This window comes from Ruminococcus sp. AF31-8BH (assembly GCF_003460605.1).
GTDB lineage: Bacteria > Bacillota > Clostridia > Lachnospirales > Lachnospiraceae > Blautia_A > Blautia_A acetigignens.
Window position 1 is genome coordinate 35,764 of record NZ_QTVN01000008.1, and the last position, 21,717, is coordinate 57,480.

Below are 21,717 nucleotides of genomic sequence, written 5' to 3' on the forward strand. Positions count from 1 at the left end.
TGTAATAAAAATGGAAATTTCATGCCTATCAGCCGGAAAATCCTGTGAAGTGCAGGATTTATGCGCTTCTTTTCGAGCCTGTGCTGCTTGCCGGGCAGTACAATGGAGAAATTTTCCGGAAGTATGTTGCCCCGGTGCTGAATTCAGAGATTTCCGGAGTGGAAATTCCAGCATCAGATCCGGCATTTGTGTATATTGAAGAAATGATCCGTCTGTCATCTCAGGAACCGCAGTACTATGAAATTCGGGTGCGCACCCAGCTGGAAGAATTCTGGTGCAGGCTGCTTGATAAAATAACTGCGGTGCAGATCGAACCTTCTTCCCACAGAGAAGATTCTGCGCGGATTAAGGAGATGCTGACCTCAACCACCCGTACAATTACGGAAATCAGTGAAATGTGCGGATTCAGCTCACTGAGTTATTTCGGAAAGATATTTCGTCAGCATACCGGAGTTACGCCTGTGCAGTACCGGAGCGGATTGTAAAATTTGGTCTAAGTGGTGGAGAATCAGGCAATGTTACTGACATCCTCTGTATTTAAGTCATTAAAAAAATTGGCTTCCTCCATATAATGCTCAAGTTCCGGAATCTGAGCCGGAGTATATTTTGTCAGGTTCAGAATCATGGAATCCACTGGCCCCTGGGACATGATTTCCAGGATATCGTACATGTTGATTTCTTCCTTTCTTACTCTTACAAATCCGGCAATATTGAAACGGACGATCATATTTGCATAGTTTCTAAAGTCATTTACGGTTCTTAAATGAATGTTATACTGTAGCATAATCAGGACTCCTTTCATTTATGAATTCTTATCTTTGATTTAATAATACGCGAAAATATCAGATTAGAAAATCTATATATGGACTTGAAGTAGTAAAATCCGGACTAAAGAAAAATGACCGGACAGTAATATTGGAGAAGCTTTGAAATGCTAGGGCGTGCAGATTGCAGGAATGATTTTTCAAACAGGCTCTAGAACGTGAACATCCTTACTTGACAATTCTAACTGCAATGTGCAAAATTATCTTATATAAAAAGTAATAATAGAAAGCTGTGATGTAATATGAAACGTATTGATTTTGAAAACGGTACTGTGACCAGAAATATTTTCAGTGCGGCGATTCCTATGCTGGTGGCACAGATTTTGAGCCTTTTGTATAACATTGTGGATCGTATTTATATTGCGAGGATTCCGGAAGTGGGAACGACGGCGCTGGGAGCGGTGGGACTTTGCTTTCCGCTGATTATGATTATTACGGCGTTTGCCAATCTGTTTGGAAGCGGCGGCGCGCCTTTATTTTCCATTAACAGAGGAATGAAAGAGAACCAAAAGGCGCAGATGGTCATGAACACTTCCTTTACTATGGTCTGCGCAAGCGGTGTGGTGCTGATGGTGATTGGCCTTCTGTTTGCAAGACCGTTGCTGGTGATGTTCGGGGCGTCCGAGGAGGCGCTGGTGCATGCGTACCCGTATATGATGATTTACCTGATCGGAACGGTGCCGTCTATGATTGCCACGGGAATGAACCCGTTTATCAATGCGCAGGGATACGCCACTACGGGAATGCTGTCTGTTGCAATTGGAGCTGTGGCCAATCTGATTCTGGATCCGCTGTTTATTTTTGTGTTTGGACTTGGAATCAAAGGTGCGGCAATTGCAACGGTGCTTTCCCAGTTTTTGTCCGCAGCATATGTGCTTCTTTTCCTGGAGCGAAAGGCGGAGATGAAGGCGCGGCTTTTACAGAAAAAGGAACTGCACAGCTGTGTGGAATACGCGAAAAATATTGTAAGCCTTGGAACGGCGGGCTTTATTATGCAGCTGACCAACAGTCTGGTAACGATTTGCTGCAATAATGTGCTTGGCGTGACTGGCGGGGATGTGTACATATCGGTTATGACCATTGTGTCAAGTGTGCGGCAGATGGTGGAGACGCCTATTTATGCTATCAATGAGGGCACTTCCCCGATTCTAAGCTATAATTATGGAGCTCATCGTCCTGCACTTGTGCGCAAAGCTATGGTGACAATGGCTATGATGATTCTGGTTTACACGGCTGTAATGTGGAGCGTGATTATTTTTGCACCGGATTATCTGATTGCAGTATTCAGTTCGGATAAGCTCCTTGTGAAGGATGCGGTTCCGGCGCTGAAAACTTATTTTGCCGCTTTTATTTTCATGGATCTGCAGTACATTGGACAGACTGTTTTCAAGTCCCTGAATAAGAAAAAACAGGCAATTTTCTTTTCCCTGCTGAGGAAAGTTGTGATCGTGGTGCCGCTTACTTATCTGTTTCCCTATGTGTTTCACATGGGAACACATGGAGTATTTCTGGCGGAGCCAGTGTCAAATGTGATTGGCGGAGGGCTGTGTTTTGTTACCATGCTGGCAACGATTCTGCCAGAGCTGAAGCGGATGGAAAACCAACCGACAAGAAATTAATAGTTAAGGTCTGCCTGAAAATCCGCGCTGTACATCTTGGGCGTTCTGTGAACTATGTTTACAAAAAAATGATTTGCGCAATAGTGCGGCTGAATAGCTGCGAAAGATTTCAAGCACAGGATCGAAAAAGGGAGAAATATTGATATGGAAAATACACTCATGATTGGTGTCGTAAGCTTGCTTTGCATCTTTGCCCACGTCCCCAGTCTGCTCCTGCGAATAGTCCCATTTTATGAAAAAATTTCGGCTAAAGACAAGTGCCGTTTAACTGCAATTTATCTGGCTGGTCTGGCTGTGGATTTCGGGATCTGCATGTGGATGGGAATCAATCAGGTAATTGATGTGCCTTTTTATAAGGTGAATCTGATTGTCTTCTGCATTGTTATGGCAGTGGTAAATGTGCAGATCGTCCGCGGATACACCAAAGTGCATTTATTTGTCTTTGGAATTGTGGCGGATATTGTTATGATTACACTGGCCGTTGGAGCGTATATCAGCTCCCATCTTGGAATGCAGGGAGATGCAGCAGGGATTGCCCAGACCAGTGTGATTGCGATTATCATCTATGCCGTTTTGTATCCATTGCTTAGACGTTTGATGAGGTATACCGTTACCCCATTCCTGGAAATCGACTGCAAGAACTATTGGGATTCTATCTGGTTTATTCCCATTGCCTTGTTTTTCGCAAGCATTTTTTCGGATAGCGCAGACGTTTATACCAGCACCTTTGGACAGATGCTGAGCAAGTGTCTGATTGGTGCGGCGACCATACTGCTTTGCATCGCCATTGCCCGCGATCACCAGCGCTTCCGCAATGAGGAAAAGATGAATCAACAGATCGACCAGCAGAAAGGTTACTACCAGGCACTTACCGGGCAGGTTCTTGCAGAAAGGGAAGCACGCCACAATTTCCGCCACCAGGTGGCGGCAATCAAGGGACTTCTTGACGCTGACGACCTTCAGGGCCTGCGGGATTACTGTGACAATCTGGAACTGGAACAAATGGGAAAAGTGGATATTCCATACACGGGAAATGCTGCGGCAGACGGTGTCCTCTACCATTACGGCTGTCTTGCCAAGGCGAAAAACATTGACTTTTCCGTGTGCTGTCATCTGAAAGACCTCTCAATCCCGGACACAGATTTTTGCACCATTCTGGGAAATGCACTGGACAACGCAGTAACCGCAGCCGGGTCATATGAGGGGGAACGCTATATCGAAGTTTTTTCAGAGAAAAAGCACGACATGCTGCTGATTACAGTAGACAATTCCTTTGACGGAATTTTACTCCAGGAGAAAGATAAGATTTATTCCAAAAAGCGGGAAAAAGGAGAGGAAGGAATCGGAATCCTTTCCATCAAAAAGCTGTGCGGGAAAAACGGCGGCACCTGTAAGTTTGAGGCCGACGGAAACCGGTTCCAGGCCAGTTTTCTGCTGAAAAATATGTAGCGAACATATTCTATAAAACGAAAGATGATTCGATAAAACGAACGACATGATATAAAATTAATTCTGAAAAACGTAAAACAATGCAAAAGTCTTTCTGTATATCGAAATACCATTCGACATACAGAAAGATTGATGCTATAACGATATAAAACATTTCTAAATAGCGCAATATATTTTGATAAAACGAAATCTTTTTACAAAGGACTTATTTCCGCAAATCGAATTTCAAAAGGTTCCAGCTCTGCAGTATATGTAAGCGCGTGTTTTTCTGCGTAGAGCCTGCTCTGGTGGAATCCTGGGACACATAATCCGCGGAATAGATCCGTATCTTTGGGCGAAAGCGGAATAGCGCCCATCTCCAGCCAGATATCGTAAGCATTTCCATGATGGCGGTTTACAAAATACTCTTTCACATTGTAATTTCCGTTGGCAACCTCCGTTAACTGCAAAGAAATATCGAAGCTTTTCGTTGTATCAAAAGCGGTATAACGGTTGGTTTCTGTAATATCGAACAATTCTCCGGCAGCAAAAAGATCACCATAGTGGATGTAATGATAAGTGATAATCTGGTAGCTGTCGCCTTTTCGTGTGATGAAATACCCATCTCCGGAAGCAATCAATTCATCTCCAAGCATATTGGCAAAATAAAAAACATAAAATACACCCTTGCGCAGTCCGCTGCTTGTATAGATTCCAAGTCCGCCATGGAATTGATTAGGCGGAAGCGGATTTTCCCGGATCAGGTCCGTAAGGCTCCAGTAACAAAAGGAATCCAGTCTGTCATAGTTTTTCAGAAGATTTTTCATAATATAACAGGTTTTGAAACTGGTATCGCTGATCAGGTTGCGGTGTGACATGGTGAAATTCCATTCAGTCATGTATACCGGCTTATCCTGAAGTCCGAGAGTCTTAAATATTTTTTTGACACCGCCTATGAAAAGACTGAAATCGTCGGTTATTTGGGGAAAACAGGATGCGGTTGCTTTGTTAAGAAAAAAATCATCCCCGGATGTTGGCAGAATAATATCTGCATAATAGTGAATATTCATAAAATCCGGAAGACAATTGTTTTCCTGGCACCACCCTACAAAACGATAAATCCAGTCCGCGTTTCCAAGGTTTTCAATATACAGCATGGAAGGACTTCCAAATTGAATATCCTGGCAAACTGATTTCACAGTGTCATAAGTATGTTTATAAAAGCGGAAAAACAGTGCATCATCTCCGAAGCCAAACATCTTTTTGGAAGTAACCGGTTCGTTCCATACAGTAAAAGGCCATTGCTTCACCTCATCAAGTCCGTAGCGTTCAATCAGGTGCCTGGTAAAGTCCTCAATTAAAAAGTTCCATTCTTTCATATCAGCAGGCGGACTGGTAATAAAAGGACAATAGCATACCGTTTTATCTGGATTTTCCGCTAATTCTTTTGGCATAAAAGAAAGCTGGATCAGGGGTTTCAACTGAATAGACAAAAGAAAATCCAGAACTTGGTCTACCAAAGTATAGGTAAAACGAAGCTCCTGCCCGATGCGGCTGACCACCATCATGTCATCAGAAAGAATCCCATGAAATTTTATATAACGGAATCCCACATTTTTCTGTAGATCAATAAGCATTTCCTGAATATTCCGGTCCAAAAGCTCGGCAGCGCGGCCTACACTTGTGAAAGTTTTGAAGGTATGCCGAAGGGGTGTAAGTGTTTCGGTTACCGGAATGTCTGATACGACCAGTTCCTTGTGTACCGCGGACGGCATGGAGTGAGCAGAAAGGTCGTTGGTGGAAAGGTACTTGGTGAGTGCCTGCAGGTAATTGCTTGGCTCAAGAAGCAGATAATTAATATCATTTGCGTGGGCTGTAAGTGTAGGATTCTGGGCCTGTTGCTTGCGAAAAGCACTTGGAAGCATCTGATACTGTTTTTTGAACGCGCGGATAAAAGCGTGGGATTCTGTGAAACCATTTCGCATAGCAATCGTTTCAATAGAATCCTTAGTGGAAATCAGATCACTTACTGCATGTTCCAGTTTAATGCCAGTGTAGTACTGGATAAATTTTACTCCCATATATTTGTCAAAAAACTGAGAAAGGTAAGGTACAGACAGATTTTCCATGGCGGCAAGGTCACTGAGGGAAAAATTTTCCGCATAATGCTCATTTATGAAATTGATGATTCGGGTAAGACGCTCCATGTATTTTTGCTGTTTCTGTAAAGTCTCCGAAGCATTGGATTTAAAATTTTCCAGTAACTGGGAGACCAGATAATAGCTGAGAGAATAGTTCATGTAGTCCGTTCCATCGGAATGATAGGAATTTGCCTGAATCAGAGAAGCAATAGCAAAGCGGATGTTGGCATACCTCTTGAAGTCCGGTGTGGTTGCACTGTTGCAGTCAAAAACAATAGAAGTCAGATCAGTTTGAAACTGATTGAACAAAGAAAGCTTAATCTGGACTGCAATCATGACAGCACCGTTTTCTGAATGAATTTCGTGGATGCTGTTGGAGTTGATAAGAATTACGTCCTCGTCTTTCAGCTGCCAGGTTTCCCCATCTACAGTAATGGAAATGTTTCCCTCCAGTACCATGAGCAGCTCCAGGCTGGAATGCCAGTGCTTGGAAACGGAGCCAAGCTTATGAATGAATATTTTCAGGGGAATGTGTGGGCCAAATTCAATTATTTCGTGGCGTTCGTCTAACATAGGGAATGTCCTTTCTATGAATTTCTTTGCAAACATCGGCGATTATCCTAAAAATCGAAATGAAATTATGTTAACCAATTGCCTGAGTAGGCTGTGCCGCACTATGTTACCTTCATTATGATATACGTATTTCCAAATGTAAATATAAAAATGTACATTTTTTTATGTGAAAAAAGATGAAAGAGGTGCTCTATGAAGAAATTTTATGATTTTTATTAAAAAGTGTACGATTCAATGCAAAAAAGTAGCCTTGAAGCACCATGACCGAAAACGGTACAATATAATCATGAAAAGCAAGAGACACAGGAGTGAAACAATTCGGAGGAAACTATGGAAAAAGAGTTACTCATTGAAGTAAAAAATATGACAAAGTTTTTCGGACCGACTCAGGCTCTGAAAGGAGTAGACATGAGGTTTTACCGCGGAGAGATCCGCGGCCTGATCGGAGAAAACGGAAGCGGAAAGTCAACGGTTACTTCAATTATTGCAGGAATGCAGGCTGCCAGCGGAGGAACCATGACATACAAAGGGCAAAGCTGGAAACCTGAAAATATGGTGGAGGCTCAGAAAGCCGGAATCAGCATGGTACTTCAGGAAGCAAACACGATTCCAGATTGTACAGTGGCAGAGAATTTGCTGGCTGGAAGATTTGATGAATTTTCAAAGTTTGGATTCGTCAGCATGAAAAAGGCAAATGCTGAGGCTGAGAAAATGCTTCTGAGCTTTGGAATCACCAATATTCATGCAAAAGACAGCATTAATAAGCTCACATTCGAGGACAGAAAACTGATTGAGATTGTGAGATGCGTATCTGATGAAACAGAAGTTTTCGTGGTGGATGAGACTACAACAGCTCTTTCCCTGGAAGGTCGTCAGATTCTGTATAAGCTGATTCATGAGCTGAAGGAGAAGGGAAAATGTGTGATCTTTATTTCCCATGATATGGATGAGATCCTGGAACAGTGTACAGACTTGACGGTTCTTCGTGATGGAAATATTATCGGACATCTGAACCGGGAAGAAATGGATGCACCGGATGCAGTCCAGAGAATTCGTTACATGATGGTTGGAAGAGAAATCGGAGAGGCTTATTACCGCGAGGATTACGATACCAGCCACAGCGATGAGATTGCGCTGGAACTGAAAAATGTCTCCTTTGGACCGATTAAAGATTTTTCACTTACCTTACATAAAGGCGAGATTCTTGGTTTCGGCGGTCTGTCCGGATGTGGAATGCATGAGGTTGGAAGAGCCGCATTTGGATTAGAGAAGCTTGAATCTGGAAGTGTTGTGAGAAACGGAAAAGAGATTAAAACCTGTCTGCAGGCGATTGAATCCGGAATCGGATATATTTCCAAGAACCGTGACAAAGAGGCACTGATACTGGACGGTTCTATTCAGGATAACATCGTACTTCCGCTGCTTCCGTCACTGGAGCATGGAACCTTCATAAACCCGGCTTCTGAAAAAGATCGCGCAGATAAAGAAATTGATTCTTTCAGAATTAAATGCGGAACTGGAAAACAGTGGGTAAATACTCTGAGCGGTGGAAACAAGCAGAAGGTTTCTTTTGCAAAGTGGACAGCGAGAGGCTCGGAAGTTCTGATTATGGACTGTCCTACCCGAGGCGTTGATATTGGCGTGAAACAGTCTATGTATGCACTGATTGCCCAGATGAAGAAAGAAGGAAAGGCAATCATTCTGATCAGTGAAGAAATGGCGGAACTGATCGGTATGGCAGATAAGATTATTATTATGAAAGATTTCAGAAAATCAGGCGAAGTAATGCGTGCTCCGGAACTGAAGGAGACCGACATTATCGAGTACATGATATAAGGAGGCAAAGAAGTGGAAAAAGAGAAAAATAAAACAGCCTCCTGGCTGAAAGGACATGTTTATGATGTGGCTGCTTATGCAGGACTGGTAATTACGATAATTTTATTTCTGATTTTCAGCGGAGATAAGCTGATGTACAATGCGACCACAGTTTTACAGACTGTTGCGCCATATGCAATCATTTCCTTGGGAGCGGTGTTTGTTTACTCCATGGGATTTATGGACGTCAGCGTTGGTCAGCAGGTTGGTGTATATGCGATTTTGTACATACTGATCTCCAACAAAATGGGTGGAACAACTGCTGGTGTAGCGGTTGCGTTTATTGTAGTTCTGGCAATCGCCCTTGCCTGTGGCGCTTTTAACGGCGCTGTTGCAGTGTGGTTGGGGCTTCCGTCAATCGTAACCTCCCTGTTTCTGATGTTCTTCTTCACAGGAGCGCAGTTGCTTCTCATGGAGGGAACTGGAAATACAAGTATTTCCATTCAGGCAAAAATCAAGCCAATGGACAGAAATCAGTACACACTTATGCTGATTATTGCAATTGCAGTGGTGGCAGTGCTTGTTACATATTTCTTCAAATATACGAAATTTGGAAAATATACCAAAGCAATTGGCGCTAACGAGATTGCGGCCGAACAGTCCGGCGTAAATACTACAAAGTGGAAGGTATTTGCATATATGGCATTTGGCGTGACTGTAGCAATTGGAGCTTTTATTATGCTTACCCGTACAGGAAGTGCTGGAAAAGGAACTGGAACGGGCTTTGCAATGGACGTTATGATCTGCCTGATCCTTGGTGGAATGCCTCTTTCAGGCGGAATGAAGTCAAAGGTCAGCAGTGCATTAGTGGGAACCTTTACCTACGTGCTTCTCAGCAATGACCTTACCACAATGGGCGTTGACCTGAATATGATCAACTTCCTGAAAGCAGTGATTTTTATCATTATTGTTATGATAACCTGCCGGAAGCGTGATGGAGTACTTCCAAGATAAAATTAGATGTAAGGAGTAAGAAAATGAAGAAAAGAAAGTTATTTTTAGCTGGTGTTTGTTTATCTATGTTGTTTGGAGTCCAGGTTAAAGCTGAGGCAATGGAAAATGTGGAGCTGAAAGCTTCTGACGCAGAAGTTAGTGGAACTGGTTATGATCAGAATGGAGAAGAAGTAGAGTCCGGGTATAACGAAAGCCTTGGGGTTATTACACAGGTAGGAGATAATACTGAGGTGGTATTTGATGTTCCGGACGGCGTAGAGGGAACATATGATGTTTATTTGGAGCTTGGTAAATCACCTTACGCAGCAGGTACAACTTATGTAGGTATTACTGTTGGTGATGCCAGAGAATATGTGCCGATTATTCCAATCCAATATTGTAATGAGACTTATTCAGATATTAATGAGTTAGGACTTTTTGTGGTAGATAAAGCTGTTGAAGTAGAAGCCGGTGAGAAAATTACCGTGTCTTATAAACCAGGATACACTATGGAATGGGGAGGAACCATGTCCTGTGCATTGCCTCCAATGGGAAATATGTATCTGTATGAAGCTGGAAGCGCTGTGGCAGTCGGCTATGGGGATGACGCCAGTGTTCCGCAAGAAAATAATGCAGATGCAGATGAGTCAGATCCTATTTCCGGAAAAACAATTGTATGGCTAGGCTCTTCAGTTACATTTGGGGATAATGGATATAGTATGGCAGAGACAGTTGCAGAAAATCACAGTGCTGTTTCCACATATAAATATGCAATTTCCGGAACTATGCTTACCAATACTTCAGATTCTTCTTATGTTGAGAGAATGAAAGAAATAGACCCGAATATGGATATTGATGCTTTTGTGGTACAGTTGTCTACGAATGATGCTACAAATGGAATGCCATTAGGTGAAATCAGTGATAGTGATGAATACGATGATACCACTATAGTTGGTGCTATGGAAACAATTATCTCATATGTAAAAAGCACCTGGGATTGTCCGGTTGTATTCTACACAGGCACATATTTTGAGTCAGATGAATATCAGGCAATGGTGGATAAACTGTTTGAACTTAAAGACAAATGGGATATTGATGTAGTTGATTTATGGAACAACGAAAAACTGAAAGATATGTGTCTTTCAGGAGAAATCAATTCTTATATGAAGACAAAATATGGAACAGAAAATGAACCAGATCCTATTCATCCAAATGCAACTGGCTATAAAGAACTGTGGACACCTGTGTTTGAGGAAACACTTTCTGAAATATTAAAATAATGCAATTTAAAAGAATAACAACAATAACAATAAAAACAATTCAAGGAGGAATCATCAAATGAAAACATCTAAGAAAATTATGGCACTTGCACTGACTGGTGCACTGGCTGCTTCTTCTGTAAGCGTGGTATCCGTATCCGCAGAGCCAAAGAAAGCGACAATTGGCGTTTGCTTCTACCAGGATACAGGAAAGGCTCCGAATGCTACAAAAGCATTTCTGGAATCCCTGGCTGACACATTAAATGTAGAATTTAAATATGGTACATTTACCCAGACTGATGAAGCTGCAAACCTTACAAAGGTACAGGAGTTAATTGCTTCCGGTGTAGACGGAATCATTGGCACTATGGATCTTGGAACACAGTCCATTCTTTCTGAATGTGAGGCGGCCGGAATTTATTATGCAGGTTATCTTTGCGACTTTGATACTTCTTACACAACTGCTTATGATGATGTATTCGGAAATTCCAACTTCCTTGGAACAGTTGTTGATGGACATGCCCCGGATGATGTCAATATTGGAGATCAGTTCTTTGACAGCTTGATCGAATATAATGAAAGAAATGCGGATGCGCCGCTTACCCATGTTTCAATGGCGGTTTTCCCGGTATGGGCTTTCCCGGCACAGACAACTGCTGCTGAACAGTTTGTTGCCGATGTGGAAGAGTATAATAAAACTGCTGAAACACCGATTACAGTAGATCCATTGGATGAAGAAGTAGATGTATTAAACTTTGCTCCGCTTGACAGCACCTATTTCTCCAAACACCCTGACACACAGGCAATTATGAGCTTCGCAGCAGGAACAAGCTTTGTATATCCTACAATGGTTTCTGCTGGTGTAGATTCCGATATTAAGCTGTTTACAACTGGTGCAGACGGCGGAGAGGAAACAAACTTTGGATCCGCAGGAACACAGACCTATCAGCAGATTGCATTTACTGGTGCAGAGTCAATTGTTTATCCGCTTGTATTAATGTTAAATAAGATTAATGATACTGAATTTGCAGATATGCCAGAAAAGGCAGAGAGAATCAGCACGGAACTGTATATTGTAAACAGTGATGAGGATATGGAGCTTTATGTTAATTCCCTTTACAATACCGCTGATGCAGCTAATGCAGCATATACACCGGAGGATGTGTTAAATATGACTGCATTTGGAAATCCCGATGCGACTTATGCCGGACTTGTAGAAGCTGTACAGACTCTGACATATTAAGGAGAAGATAGGCTGACGATTGGAGTATGCTATGAAAGCTGTAAAAAAAGTATTATTGTCACTGGCATTTCCAGTGCTGATGTTTGTGGTGATGCTTGTCATCACCATGAACAGCGATAAATGTTTTGTAAATGGACACAATATTTTCCTGGGAAAAGATATGGTCAAGCAGGTTGTGATCAACAGCTGCATGACAGTATGTGTGGCACTTGCTATCTGGCTTCAGCTAAAAAACGGCCGCTTTGATTTTTCCGGAGGTGCTTCCATGGTACTTGCCGCAATTGGTGCAGGCTATGCGGGACAGCAGACGGGAAGCATGTGGACTGCATTTGCAGTTGCCGTAGCTCTGGGCGTGGTTCTTTCTATGGGAACAGCCATTGTATATATTGTGGGAAGACTTCCGATCATCATTTGTACCATTGGAATGACACTTTTGTATGAATCACTGACCTATCTGCTGTTTGGGGGTCAGGGAATCCGTGGGTTTTACTCCACGCCGACTCTTTCCAGAATGGGACGTATGCCGCTGGTTCTTCTTCCAGCAGTGCTGGCAATGCTCATTTTTGTGGTATATACATACTTTACAGCTTCAGGAAGAAGAGGAAAAATTCTCGCAAACAATCAGAGCGCTGGAGTAAATATTGGAATCAATGAGAATAAAAACGTATTTACTTCCTATATTTTTTCCGGGCTGATTATTGGAATGGCTGCAATCGTGTACATCTCACAGAATGATGTCACTCCACAGTCTGGCCTGGCAACCTCATCCATTATGTTCTCCTATATTGTTCCGGTATTTATGGGAACTTTTATTGGACTGGCAAGCAATGATGTGATTGGAATCGCAATTGCAGCAATTGGAATGCAGATTATGAACTATGGTCTGAACTGCCTGAATCTGGGAGCTGGCGGATGGCAGCAGATTATTATGGGAGTTTTCGTACTGGGCTTCTATACCTTTTCTTCCCAGTCAGGAAAAATTGCAGCTTTCTTTGAAAAGAGAAAAGCAGCGCATGCATAAAATGTGAAATCAGATACTGTTGCAAATGGAGATGCGGACGGAAAAAGCGAGCTTCTGTTTGCAGCAGTATTTTTGTACCCAAATTTAGTGAAAAAGGATGAAAAAAACGATGATAGATATTAAAGCGGCACCATTCAACCTGGATGACGAGGGTGTGAAGTGGGTAGAAGAGACAAAACAGAATATGACCCTGGAAGAGAAAATCGGGCAATTAATGATTCCCATTGGATATTCTGCTGATCCGGGATATTTGCAGCATGTAATGCTGGATCACCATATTGGAGGAATCTTATACCGCTGTGGGGAAAGCGAGGAAATGCAGGCTTGCCACAGATGGCTTCAGGAACACAGCAAAATCCCGCTGTTTATTGCAGCCAATCTGGAAGCTGGCGGTGATGGAATTGCAACGGATGGAACCTCTTTTGGAAAACAGATGGAGATTGCCGCAACTGGTGATCCGGAGCAGGCATACCGTCTCGGAAAAGTCTCCTGTGCTGAGGGAAAAGCGGTTGGCTGTAACTGGGCTTTTGCACCAGTGGTAGATATTGACAGAAACTGGAGAAATCCCATTACAAACGTGCGTACTTATGGAGATGATCCGGAGTTTGTATTGAAATGCGGACTTGCATACAAACGTGCCGCAGATGAGGAAAATGTGGCAGTTTCTATTAAGCATTTTCCAGGAGATGGCTGCGATGAAGTTGACCAGCATATTCTCACAAGCGTGAATAATCTTTCCTGTGAAGAGTGGGATGAAACTTATGGAAAAATTTACAAGGGTCTAATTGATGATGGGGCACTTACGGTAATGGTTGGCCATATCGCCCAGCCGGCATACCAGAAGCATTTCAACCCGGATTTTCCAGACAAACTGGTTCCTGCAACTTTAAGCTCGGAGCTTCTTCAGGGACTGCTTCGAGGCAGGCTTGGCTTTAATGGACTGATTAGTACAGATTCCACCTGTATGCTTGGCTTTACAGTTGGAATGAAGCGTGAAATGGCAGTTCCATATTCCATTGAGGCAGGCTGTGATATGTTCCTTTTCAACAAGGATCTTCATGAAGACTATCAGTACATGATGGAAGGCTATAAGAAAGGCATTCTTTCAGAGAAGAGACTGGATGAAGCTGTGACCAGAATTCTGGCTGCGAAAGCCACAATTGGTTTACATAAAAAAACAAAAGAAGAGTTGGTTCCAGGAAAAGAAGACTTAAGAATTCTTCGCAATGAAACATATGAAAACTGGGCGAAGGAGTGTGCGGATAAATCTGTGACGCTGGTAAAAAATAACGAAAACATTCTGCCTCTTTCTCCCGCAAAAACAAAGCGCGTTCTGCTGGAAATTTTGGGAAATTATCCGTCAAGCACCCGTGTTACAGAGCATTGGAAAGCATTACTGGAAAAAGAAGGTTTTGAAGTTTCTGTATATGAGAAAGAAGATTTTTCATCTGCGCCTGATTTTTCCGTTGGAACCTTCGTAAGCAAATACGATCTTGTTCTCTATGTTGGAAATATGGAAAATGCATCCAATCAGGTGACAAACCGTTACCAGTGGTACACATTCTGGGGCAATGGAGACAATTGTCCATGGTTTACAGCTGAGGTTCCGGTTGTTTACATAAGTATGGCCAATCCTTATTCTCTTGTAGACATACCGCAGATTCAGACCTATATTAACTGCTACTCAAACAACGATTATGTGATTGATGCGTGCGTGGAGAAGCTGATGGGAAGATCTGAATTTAAAGGAAAAAGCCCGGTAGATCCGTTCTGCGGAAAAGAGTATTTGAAATATTAAAAATAACGAGACTTTGAAAAATCAGAGGAAACAATGCATGAAAATCTGTGATATTAAAATTAATGGCATTACAAATCCAGTAGGATTCCATCTGGATCAGGTGAAGGTTTCATGGAAGGTACGGGAAAGTGAGTCCTGCCGGGCTGAGAATATTAGGATTGAAGTGAGTAAAAAGGCGGATTTTTCAGATTGTATCTGGAAAAAGGATGGGGCAGAACTGAAAAGTATTGGACAGGAAATTGGGGTGCGTGTAGAGCCTTGTACACGCTACTACTGCCGGGTTACAGTGACTGGAGATAAGGGGGACCAGGCGTCTGGCATAGCTTTCTTCGAAAGAGGAAAGGGCAGGAAGCCATGGAACGGAAAGTTTATCAGTACGGCGAAAGAGGATAAGTTTCTTCCGGTGTTTGAGAAGAAATTTGAAATTAAGAGTAGTTCGGTAACAGAAAAGAATGAAAATGGCTTTGTGCCAGGGATTGCACAGGCGAGATTGTATATAACAGGTCTTGGTTTATACGAAGCATATATTAACGGAAAAAAAGCTGGTGATGATATTCTTGCGCCATTCTGCAACGATTATCGTGAGAAGATACAATATCAGACCTATGATGTGGCGGACTGCTTATGCTCTGGTCAGGATAATTCCATTTCCATCTACTGCGGCAATGGCTGGTACAAGGGCAGACTGGGTTACGATGGTGCATCCCAGTGCTATGGTACAAGATTTGCTGCAATTGCGGAGCTTCATATCTGGTATGAAGACGGAAGAGAAGATGTAATTGCAACAGACGAGACATGGAAATATCGCGGCAGTGATATTGAGATGAGTGATATTTATGACGGGGAAGTATTAAACCGTCAGTTGTGGAAGAATACGGAGAATCCATGGAAGCAGGCTGAATTAATTGAGCGGGATGAGGGAACTCTGATGGGAAATATTTCCCTAATTCCTTCCCACCTCACAGAACGTTACAGTCTTCCGGTTATTGTAAAGGAAAAACTTGCAGTTCAGGAAGTAATTCATACGCCTGCAGGAGAGACTGTTCTGGATATGGGACAGAACATGGTGGGATTTATGGAGTTTGAGTCTGCGCTTCCACAAGGCACAAAGGTTACTTTAGATTTTGGAGAAGTACTGCAGAATGGAAATTTCTATAACGATAATTACAGAACTGCAAAAGCAAGATTCGAATACATTTCAGATGGCAGAAAAGAAACGGTTCGCCTGCATTTTACTTTTTTGGGATTCCGTTATGTCCGTGTAAATGGGTGGCCAGGAGAGGTAGAACCATCAGCTTTCCGAGGCTGTGTTGTGTATTCTGATCTTGAAACAACCACATATTTTAATTCCTCATCTGCTCAGTTAAACCGCCTTGCGAAAAACTGTATGTGGGGACAAAAGTCCAATTTCCTGGATATGCCTACAGATTGTCCTCAGCGGGATGAAAGACTGGGATGGACTGGGGATGCGCAGGTTTTTGCGCCAACTGCCTGTTATAACATGGATACCAGGGCTTTTTATCATAAGTTTTTAAAGGATTTGCACATTGAGCAGAGAAAACAAAACGGAGCAATTCCAAATTTTATTCCAAATTTAGGCGGCCTTCCGGGCGGTTCCAGTGTGTGGGGAGATGTGGCAGCTTTTATGCCTATGGTTTTGTATCAGCATTATGGCGATAAGGATGAGCTGAGACGAAATTATTCTATGATGAAAGAATGGGTAGACTGGATTATCCGAAGCGAGGAGCAAAATGGAAATCACAACCTGTGGGACTTCGGTTTTCATTTTGGAGATTGGCTGGCACAGGATGGAATTAGTCCGCAGAGCATGAAGGGTGGCACGGATGATACCCTGGTTGCTTCTCTGTACTATTATGCTTCAACCGGAAAAGTGGCAAAGGCGGCTGAAATTCTGGGGTACAAGATGGAGGCAGAATATTATTACGAGAAAGCAGAGAAAATCCAGGGAGCAATTCTGGATGAGTTTTTTGCAGTAAATGGAAGACTTGCCGTGGATACGCAGACAGCATATCTCATGTGTCTGAATTTTGGCGTGTATCGTGATAAAAATAAACTGATTGCTGGACTAAAAGAAAGATTAAGAAAAGATTGTTATAAGATTAAAGGCGGATTTGTAGGCGCGACAATGCTTTGTCAGGTGCTGGCACAGAATGGACTTGAGGATGTGGCGAGCTACATTCTTTTCCAGGAAGGCTTCCCGGGATGGATGCACTGCGTAAATCTGGGAGCAACTACGATCTGGGAACGCTGGAATTCTATTTTGGATGACGGAACTATCAGTGGAACAGAAATGAATTCCCTGAATCATTATTCTTATGGTTCTGTTATGGAGTATGTGTACCGCTATATGGCTGGAATTCAGGAAACACAGGCTGGATTTGGAGCAGTTCATTTTGCGCCGCAGCTGAACAATAAACTGAGATTTGTGGAATACAGGTACGATTCCGTAAGTGGAAAATATACCTCTGCATGGTCGGTAAATGAGGACGGTTCGGTAACCGTTCGTTTTGAGGTACCCTTTGGCTGCCATGCAACTGCAGTACTGCCGTCAGTGGCGGAAACAGAAAAGAAAAATCTGCAGGAGGAGATAAAGCTGGAGCCTGGTGTTCATGAGTTCCGATACAGAACGAAGCGCGATTACAGAAAAGCGTACACCATGGATTCCCGTCTGGAGGAAATGCAGAATGATCCCCGGGCACTGGAAATTCTGGAAAGAAAAATGCCATTAGCATTGGCAAAAATACAGGGAAAAGATGCGGAGGACCTGAACCTGAGTTTGAACGAACTGCAATATATGTTTTTTCTGGGCTTTCATCCGGATATGGTACAGAGCGCTGCAGAGGAACTTTTACAGTTAGATGTAATTTATAAATAGGAGTATATTATGAAAGCATTTATTTTTGATTTGGATGGTGTTATTGTATTTACAGATAAGTTTCATTACCTGGCATGGAAAAAAATGGCAGATGAGATGGGGATTTATTTTGACGAGACGATTAATAACCGTCTCCGCGGTGTAAGCCGTGCAGAAAGCCTGGAAATTATTTTGGAGAGATATGAGGGACCAGCTCTTTCTCAGGAGAAAAAAGCAGAATTAATGGAAGGCAAAAACAATACTTACAAGGAACTTCTAGGTGGTATGACACCTGATGATGTGACAGATGAAGTAAGAAATACACTCGCTGAGCTGCATAACAGGGGCTATAAACTGGCACTTGGCTCTTCCAGTAAAAATGCGAAATTTATTCTGGAAAAGGTAGAGCTGCTGGGTGCATTTGATGCAATTTCTGATGGAACGAATATTACGAAGTCTAAGCCGGACCCGGAAGTATTTCTGAAAGCGGCAGAGTTTCTTGGCGAAAAGCCAGAGGAATGCTATGTTGTGGAAGATGCTTATGCAGGAATTGACGCGGCAAAAAGTGCAGGCATGCAGGCTGTGGGAATTGGAGATGCAGCTGGATATGGAGCTACGGATAAGAAAATCAAGAGCTTTGGAGAACTTTTGACATTGGAGGAATAAATGTCCGGTAAATTGCAGTTCTGAAAATAAAAAATTCCAGAGTACGGGCAACATTGGAGGAGTAGAATGGAAAGTGTAAAGAAATGGGATATATTTGAATTGACTTTTTGTGTAGAAAATATGTCAGAGCCTGTTCAGGCAGGAGCTTTGAAAGCGGCTTTCCACGGGGAAAAGGAAACTGTGGAAGTGGAAAGCTTTTATGATGGCGGCAACGTTTACAAGGTTCGTTTTATGCCGTCTTACGAAGGCCATTATACTTATAAAGTTGAAACTGGAAATTATCAGCTGAATAAGAAATCTGACAAATATGAGGGTGAATTTGAGGTAATTGCCGCAGACGGTGGAAATCATGGCCCTGTGCAGGTTAAAAACAGTAGATATCTGGCATATGCAGATGGCACTATTTATCACAGTGTTGGAACTACCTGTTACGCCTGGCTTTATCAGACAGAGGAACTGCAGCGTCAGACATTGGAAACTTTGAAGAACAGCTGTTTCAATAAAATACGTTTCTGCATATTTCCCAAATATTATGAGTTCAACGAGAATGAACCACAGTATTATCCTTTTGAAAGAGGAATAAGCAGAGGGCAGGATGAAGAAAAGGCTGCAGGGAAAATTCCAATTACTTTTCCGCAAACAAAAGAAGCGAAGGATATCAGAGACTTTAATTTTTATAAACCAAATTCTGCATATTTTAAAAAAGTGGACGACCAAATTGCTCAGCTCAGAGACCTTGGGATTGAAGCGGATATTATTCTTTTTCACCCTTATGACAAATGGGGATTTTCTACTATGGAGAAGGCTTGTAATGAGCAATATCTGCAATATATGGTGGCGAGATACAGTGCATATCACAACGTGTGGTGGTCTATGGCAAATGAATATGATCTGATGCCATTTACGAAAGAGGAATGGAATTATTATGGCAGACTGGTTCGCCAGAATGATGCATACGGACATTTATGTTCTATTCATAACTGTATGGGATTTTTTGACTATACAGAAGACTGGATTACTCATTGCAGTATGCAGAAAAATACAACTTACGAACATGTAGAAAAAACTGAACAGCATCTGGAAAAGTATAAAAAGCCAGTAGTATGGGATGAAATTGGCTATGAAGGAAATGTTGACCGTGGTTGGGGGAATATTTCCGGGCAGGAGCTGGTTAGGCGGTTCTGGGAGAGCGTATTGCGAGGCGGATGTGCCGGACATGGAGAGACATATATTCATCCAGAGGACATTCTCTGGTGGGCTAAGGGTGGAGTGCTTCATGGCGACAGCGAACCACGGCTTAAATTCCTGAAAAAAATCTGGGATGAAACACCGGGGGGATGCTTGAAGGCAATCAATGAGGAACCCTTTGACGAAGTAATCAGTATTCCGGTAGAGGAAAATAAAATCTGCAACTGGATGCAAACCACATGGTGCAGCTATGAACTTCATTATTTCGGAATCGGAAGACCTGCATACAGAATACTGGAACTGCCGGAGGATGCCTCTTATCAGGTTGAGGTTATTGATACCTGGAACATGACGATTACCGATACTGGTGTGCATAGTGGCTTTACGAAAGTCGAGCTTCCAGGACAAGAGTGGATGGCGATTAGGATTATAAAGAAATAGATTGGAAAAAATAATACTAACAGAATCAAAAAATGGCGGAGCATAAAGCGATATGCTGCCGCCATTTTTTTCCTTATACAGGTGTATTTTTTTCTTCATCCACGCCATCCAGCGTCAGCATGACCCGGCAGATAAAGGACTCTTTTGTGGCGGAAAAGTCCGCTGCGCCGTTGTATTTCTCGGCAATCTGGCGGATGAGACGGATGCCGTAGCCGTGGTAGCTGGGGTTGCTTTTGGTGGTTTTCAGGTCTGGATTATTTTCCAGTACATTGCCGGAAGTTACAAGCTGTTCCGCTGTGGGAATATCCTCAAGCATATCCTGCAATTCTTGGTCCAGTGTCTGGTAATCCTGCTTCTTCAAAAGTGTTTTCATAAGGAGCAGTTTTCCCTGGTATTCATGCCGGAAAAGACGGATCTGCTGGGATTTTTCTTCAAGTTCAAAAATATAATTGCGATAGCTGTTTTCGATTTCCTGCTGAAATAAAAGTCGCTGATTTTCTGCCTGATGCCGGGAAGATTCTCCGATGAGAAGGAAGATTAGAAGGGAGATAATTACCAGCAAAGTGTAGGTGATATTCAGGATAAACATAGAATTCATAATAGCACCAAGGTAGATATCCGCAATGTTTAATCCAAGGGCGCAGACCGTAATCAGACACAGAAAAAAGGGGTCTGTAATCTTTATAAGTAATCGCCCAAGCTTGATAAGAATCCAGGTCAGCAGTACGGACAAAACCAAAATACACAGGGCACGAATCACATAAATCATATTCCAGCCAGGAAGCAAGTCTGCTGGCCACAGATAACTAATGGTATAGGAAAGCGGGTGAAGCTGACCGCTTACCGGGATATAAAAAAGAGCCAGAATTACCAGATGGCTTAAGGTTGCTTTTGTCAGAAGACAGCCCATAAAAACTGCAAAAATAAGAAGCATTAACGGGCGGATATTGGGTGTACCTTCCTGTAAGGGAAAAACATCGTCTGGTCTTCGTATGGATCCACACGGTGCTTGCTCACCGGAATGTGGTCCCCGTTGTCCAACTGGATGTCTTGTCGGTTGATGGTAAAAATGTAGCGGTAATTTACCAGAAAACCTTTATGCACCCTAAGAAAACCATAGGGCAAAAGCTCCTTTTCCAAGGAAGAAAGCGTATAGGGAATGGAAATATTCTGTACCGGATTTGCGTAATGAATGTGCAGGATTTTGTTCTGACATTCCACATAACAAATGCTAAGCGGGTGGAGCGTGTAAATGGAATGTGCGCAATTCAGGGTAATCGTTTCCAGCAGATGGATGCGCATATCTGCCAGCAGTGCAGTGATAACTTCCGGTAATTCCGATTCACAGAAACGCTTGCGGATAAACCAAAAAGGATTTACCTTGAAGGTCTGGTATACAAGGCTTTCCACAGTGGAGACAAAAATAAGATAAGGCTTAATCTCGTATGCTTTTAAGGAAACAGCCAGATCAATTCCATTGGTTTCGGGCATATCAATATCCAGAAAAAGAATATCACAGGGCTGCTTTTTCTGAAAGGCATCTGTGAGTGCGGATGCAGATAAAAAGGTATGGATGTCTGTATCAATCTGATGTTTATGTAGTTCTTATTTAACCAGTTCTGCAAATTTGTCTGCAAATATCCGGTCGTCATCACAGATAAAAATATGCATGGATAAAATTCCTTCTTTCTGTTCGTAAATGCTGCATGCTGGGAATGCGTAAATGGATAACGATATTGTATAAAATTACTTATAAAAAGTCAAACGTATAAGATTACTTGTGCGTTTCCAGTTGCGCCTGAAAAAGACCAGTTGCGAAAATGGGTAGATTTC

General features: G+C 42.5%; 16 protein-coding genes. 12 read left to right on the plus strand and 4 right to left on the minus strand.

The genetic code is table 11. From position 1 onward, the window contains the following. Positions 1-44 precede the first annotated feature (44 nt). Positions 45-485, plus strand: a complete 441-nt coding sequence (locus DWZ38_RS11180; RefSeq protein WP_117852728.1) for a helix-turn-helix domain-containing protein — start codon at positions 45-47, stop codon at positions 483-485. Between the two features lie 23 nt (positions 486-508). Here DWZ38_RS11180 and DWZ38_RS11185 read toward each other — a convergent pair whose 3' ends face one another. Then, a complete protein-coding gene (locus tag DWZ38_RS11185; protein ID WP_117852731.1) occupies positions 509-784 on the minus strand; it encodes a hypothetical protein in 276 nt (91 codons plus the stop codon). Positions 785-1,066: 282 nt separating this feature from the next. Here DWZ38_RS11185 and DWZ38_RS11190 point away from each other — a divergent pair, with 282 nt between their 5' ends. Then, entirely contained in the window at positions 1,067-2,443 is a 1,377-nt protein-coding gene (locus DWZ38_RS11190; protein ID WP_117852734.1) for an MATE family efflux transporter, read from the plus strand. Positions 2,444-2,587: 144 nt separating this feature from the next. Continuing rightward, positions 2,588-3,892 (plus strand): ATP-binding protein, encoded by a 1,305-nt coding sequence (locus tag DWZ38_RS11195; RefSeq protein ID WP_117852736.1) that lies wholly within the window; start codon positions 2,588-2,590, stop codon positions 3,890-3,892. Between the two features lie 194 nt (positions 3,893-4,086). Here DWZ38_RS11195 and DWZ38_RS11200 read toward each other — a convergent pair whose 3' ends face one another. Then, positions 4,087-6,585 (minus strand): helix-turn-helix domain-containing protein, encoded by a 2,499-nt coding sequence (locus DWZ38_RS11200; protein ID WP_173766189.1) that lies wholly within the window; start codon positions 6,583-6,585, stop codon positions 4,087-4,089. A gap of 330 nt (positions 6,586-6,915) precedes the next feature. On the opposite strand from DWZ38_RS11200, the gene DWZ38_RS11205 reads away from it, so the two are divergent. The 9 genes from DWZ38_RS11205 (at position 6,916) to DWZ38_RS11245 (ending at position 19,884) form a co-directional block, all read left to right on the plus strand. Continuing rightward, positions 6,916-8,421 carry a sugar ABC transporter ATP-binding protein gene (locus DWZ38_RS11205; protein ID WP_117852741.1) on the plus strand — a complete coding sequence of 502 codons (1,506 nt, stop codon included), beginning with the start codon at positions 6,916-6,918 and terminating at the stop codon, positions 8,419-8,421. Between the two features lie 12 nt (positions 8,422-8,433). Beyond that, the gene (locus tag DWZ38_RS11210) at positions 8,434-9,414 is read left to right on the plus strand and encodes an ABC transporter permease (protein ID WP_117852743.1); all 981 of its coding nucleotides are present in this window, start codon (positions 8,434-8,436) and stop codon (positions 9,412-9,414) included. 23 nt (positions 9,415-9,437) lie between these two features. After that, positions 9,438-10,673, plus strand: a complete 1,236-nt coding sequence (locus DWZ38_RS11215; RefSeq protein ID WP_117852745.1) for an SGNH/GDSL hydrolase family protein — start codon at positions 9,438-9,440, stop codon at positions 10,671-10,673. Positions 10,674-10,731: 58 nt separating this feature from the next. Then, positions 10,732-11,895 carry a hypothetical protein gene (locus DWZ38_RS11220; protein WP_117852747.1) on the plus strand — a complete coding sequence of 388 codons (1,164 nt, stop codon included), beginning with the start codon at positions 10,732-10,734 and terminating at the stop codon, positions 11,893-11,895. Positions 11,896-11,926: 31 nt separating this feature from the next. Beyond that, entirely contained in the window at positions 11,927-12,916 is a 990-nt protein-coding gene (locus DWZ38_RS11225; protein ID WP_117852750.1) for a hypothetical protein, read from the plus strand. A 109-nt stretch (positions 12,917-13,025) separates the two neighbouring features. Then, positions 13,026-14,714, plus strand: coding sequence for a glycoside hydrolase family 3 N-terminal domain-containing protein (locus DWZ38_RS11230; RefSeq protein WP_117852752.1), 1,689 nt, complete (start codon positions 13,026-13,028; stop codon positions 14,712-14,714). Between the two features lie 37 nt (positions 14,715-14,751). Continuing rightward, a complete protein-coding gene (locus tag DWZ38_RS11235) occupies positions 14,752-17,610 on the plus strand; it encodes an alpha-L-rhamnosidase (protein ID WP_117852754.1) in 2,859 nt (952 codons plus the stop codon). Positions 17,611-17,619: 9 nt separating this feature from the next. Further along, on the plus strand, positions 17,620-18,255 hold the full coding sequence (gene pgmB / locus DWZ38_RS11240) for a beta-phosphoglucomutase (protein WP_117852756.1): 636 nt from the start codon (positions 17,620-17,622) through the stop codon (positions 18,253-18,255). A gap of 66 nt (positions 18,256-18,321) precedes the next feature. Further along, complete coding sequence (locus DWZ38_RS11245; RefSeq protein WP_117852758.1) at positions 18,322-19,884, plus strand: DUF5605 domain-containing protein; 1,563 nt, start codon at positions 18,322-18,324, stop codon at positions 19,882-19,884. A 73-nt stretch (positions 19,885-19,957) separates the two neighbouring features. On the opposite strand, the gene DWZ38_RS11250 is transcribed toward DWZ38_RS11245, so the two are convergent. Together DWZ38_RS11250 and DWZ38_RS11255 are read right to left on the minus strand one after the other, a co-directional pair. Beyond that, positions 19,958-20,818 carry a GHKL domain-containing protein gene (locus DWZ38_RS11250; protein ID WP_117852760.1) on the minus strand — a complete coding sequence of 287 codons (861 nt, stop codon included), beginning with the start codon at positions 20,816-20,818 and terminating at the stop codon, positions 19,958-19,960. Beyond that, complete coding sequence (locus DWZ38_RS11255; protein WP_330600210.1) at positions 20,818-21,471, minus strand: response regulator transcription factor; 654 nt, start codon at positions 21,469-21,471, stop codon at positions 20,818-20,820. Before DWZ38_RS11255 ends, DWZ38_RS11250 begins: the two co-directional genes overlap by 1 nt. Positions 21,472-21,717 lie beyond the last annotated feature (246 nt).

Coding starts and splice junctions, on each gene's coding strand:
- DWZ38_RS11185 (WP_117852731.1), bottom strand. CDS start 784: ATGCTACAGTATAACATTCATTTAAGAACCGTAAATGACTTTAGAAAC.
- DWZ38_RS11215 (WP_117852745.1), top strand. CDS start 9,438: ATGAAGAAAAGAAAGTTATTTTTAGCTGGTGTTTGTTTATCTATGTTG.
- DWZ38_RS11190 (WP_117852734.1), top strand. CDS start 1,067: ATGAAACGTATTGATTTTGAAAACGGTACTGTGACCAGAAATATTTTC.
- DWZ38_RS11250 (WP_117852760.1), bottom strand. CDS start 20,818: ATGCTTCTTATTTTTGCAGTTTTTATGGGCTGTCTTCTGACAAAAGCA.
- pgmB (WP_117852756.1), top strand. CDS start 17,620: ATGAAAGCATTTATTTTTGATTTGGATGGTGTTATTGTATTTACAGAT.
- DWZ38_RS11205 (WP_117852741.1), top strand. CDS start 6,916: ATGGAAAAAGAGTTACTCATTGAAGTAAAAAATATGACAAAGTTTTTC.
- DWZ38_RS11225 (WP_117852750.1), top strand. CDS start 11,927: ATGAAAGCTGTAAAAAAAGTATTATTGTCACTGGCATTTCCAGTGCTG.
- DWZ38_RS11200 (WP_173766189.1), bottom strand. CDS start 6,585: ATGTTAGACGAACGCCACGAAATAATTGAATTTGGCCCACACATTCCC.
- DWZ38_RS11220 (WP_117852747.1), top strand. CDS start 10,732: ATGAAAACATCTAAGAAAATTATGGCACTTGCACTGACTGGTGCACTG.
- DWZ38_RS11195 (WP_117852736.1), top strand. CDS start 2,588: ATGGAAAATACACTCATGATTGGTGTCGTAAGCTTGCTTTGCATCTTT.
- DWZ38_RS11230 (WP_117852752.1), top strand. CDS start 13,026: ATGATAGATATTAAAGCGGCACCATTCAACCTGGATGACGAGGGTGTG.
- DWZ38_RS11235 (WP_117852754.1), top strand. CDS start 14,752: ATGAAAATCTGTGATATTAAAATTAATGGCATTACAAATCCAGTAGGA.
- DWZ38_RS11245 (WP_117852758.1), top strand. CDS start 18,322: ATGGAAAGTGTAAAGAAATGGGATATATTTGAATTGACTTTTTGTGTA.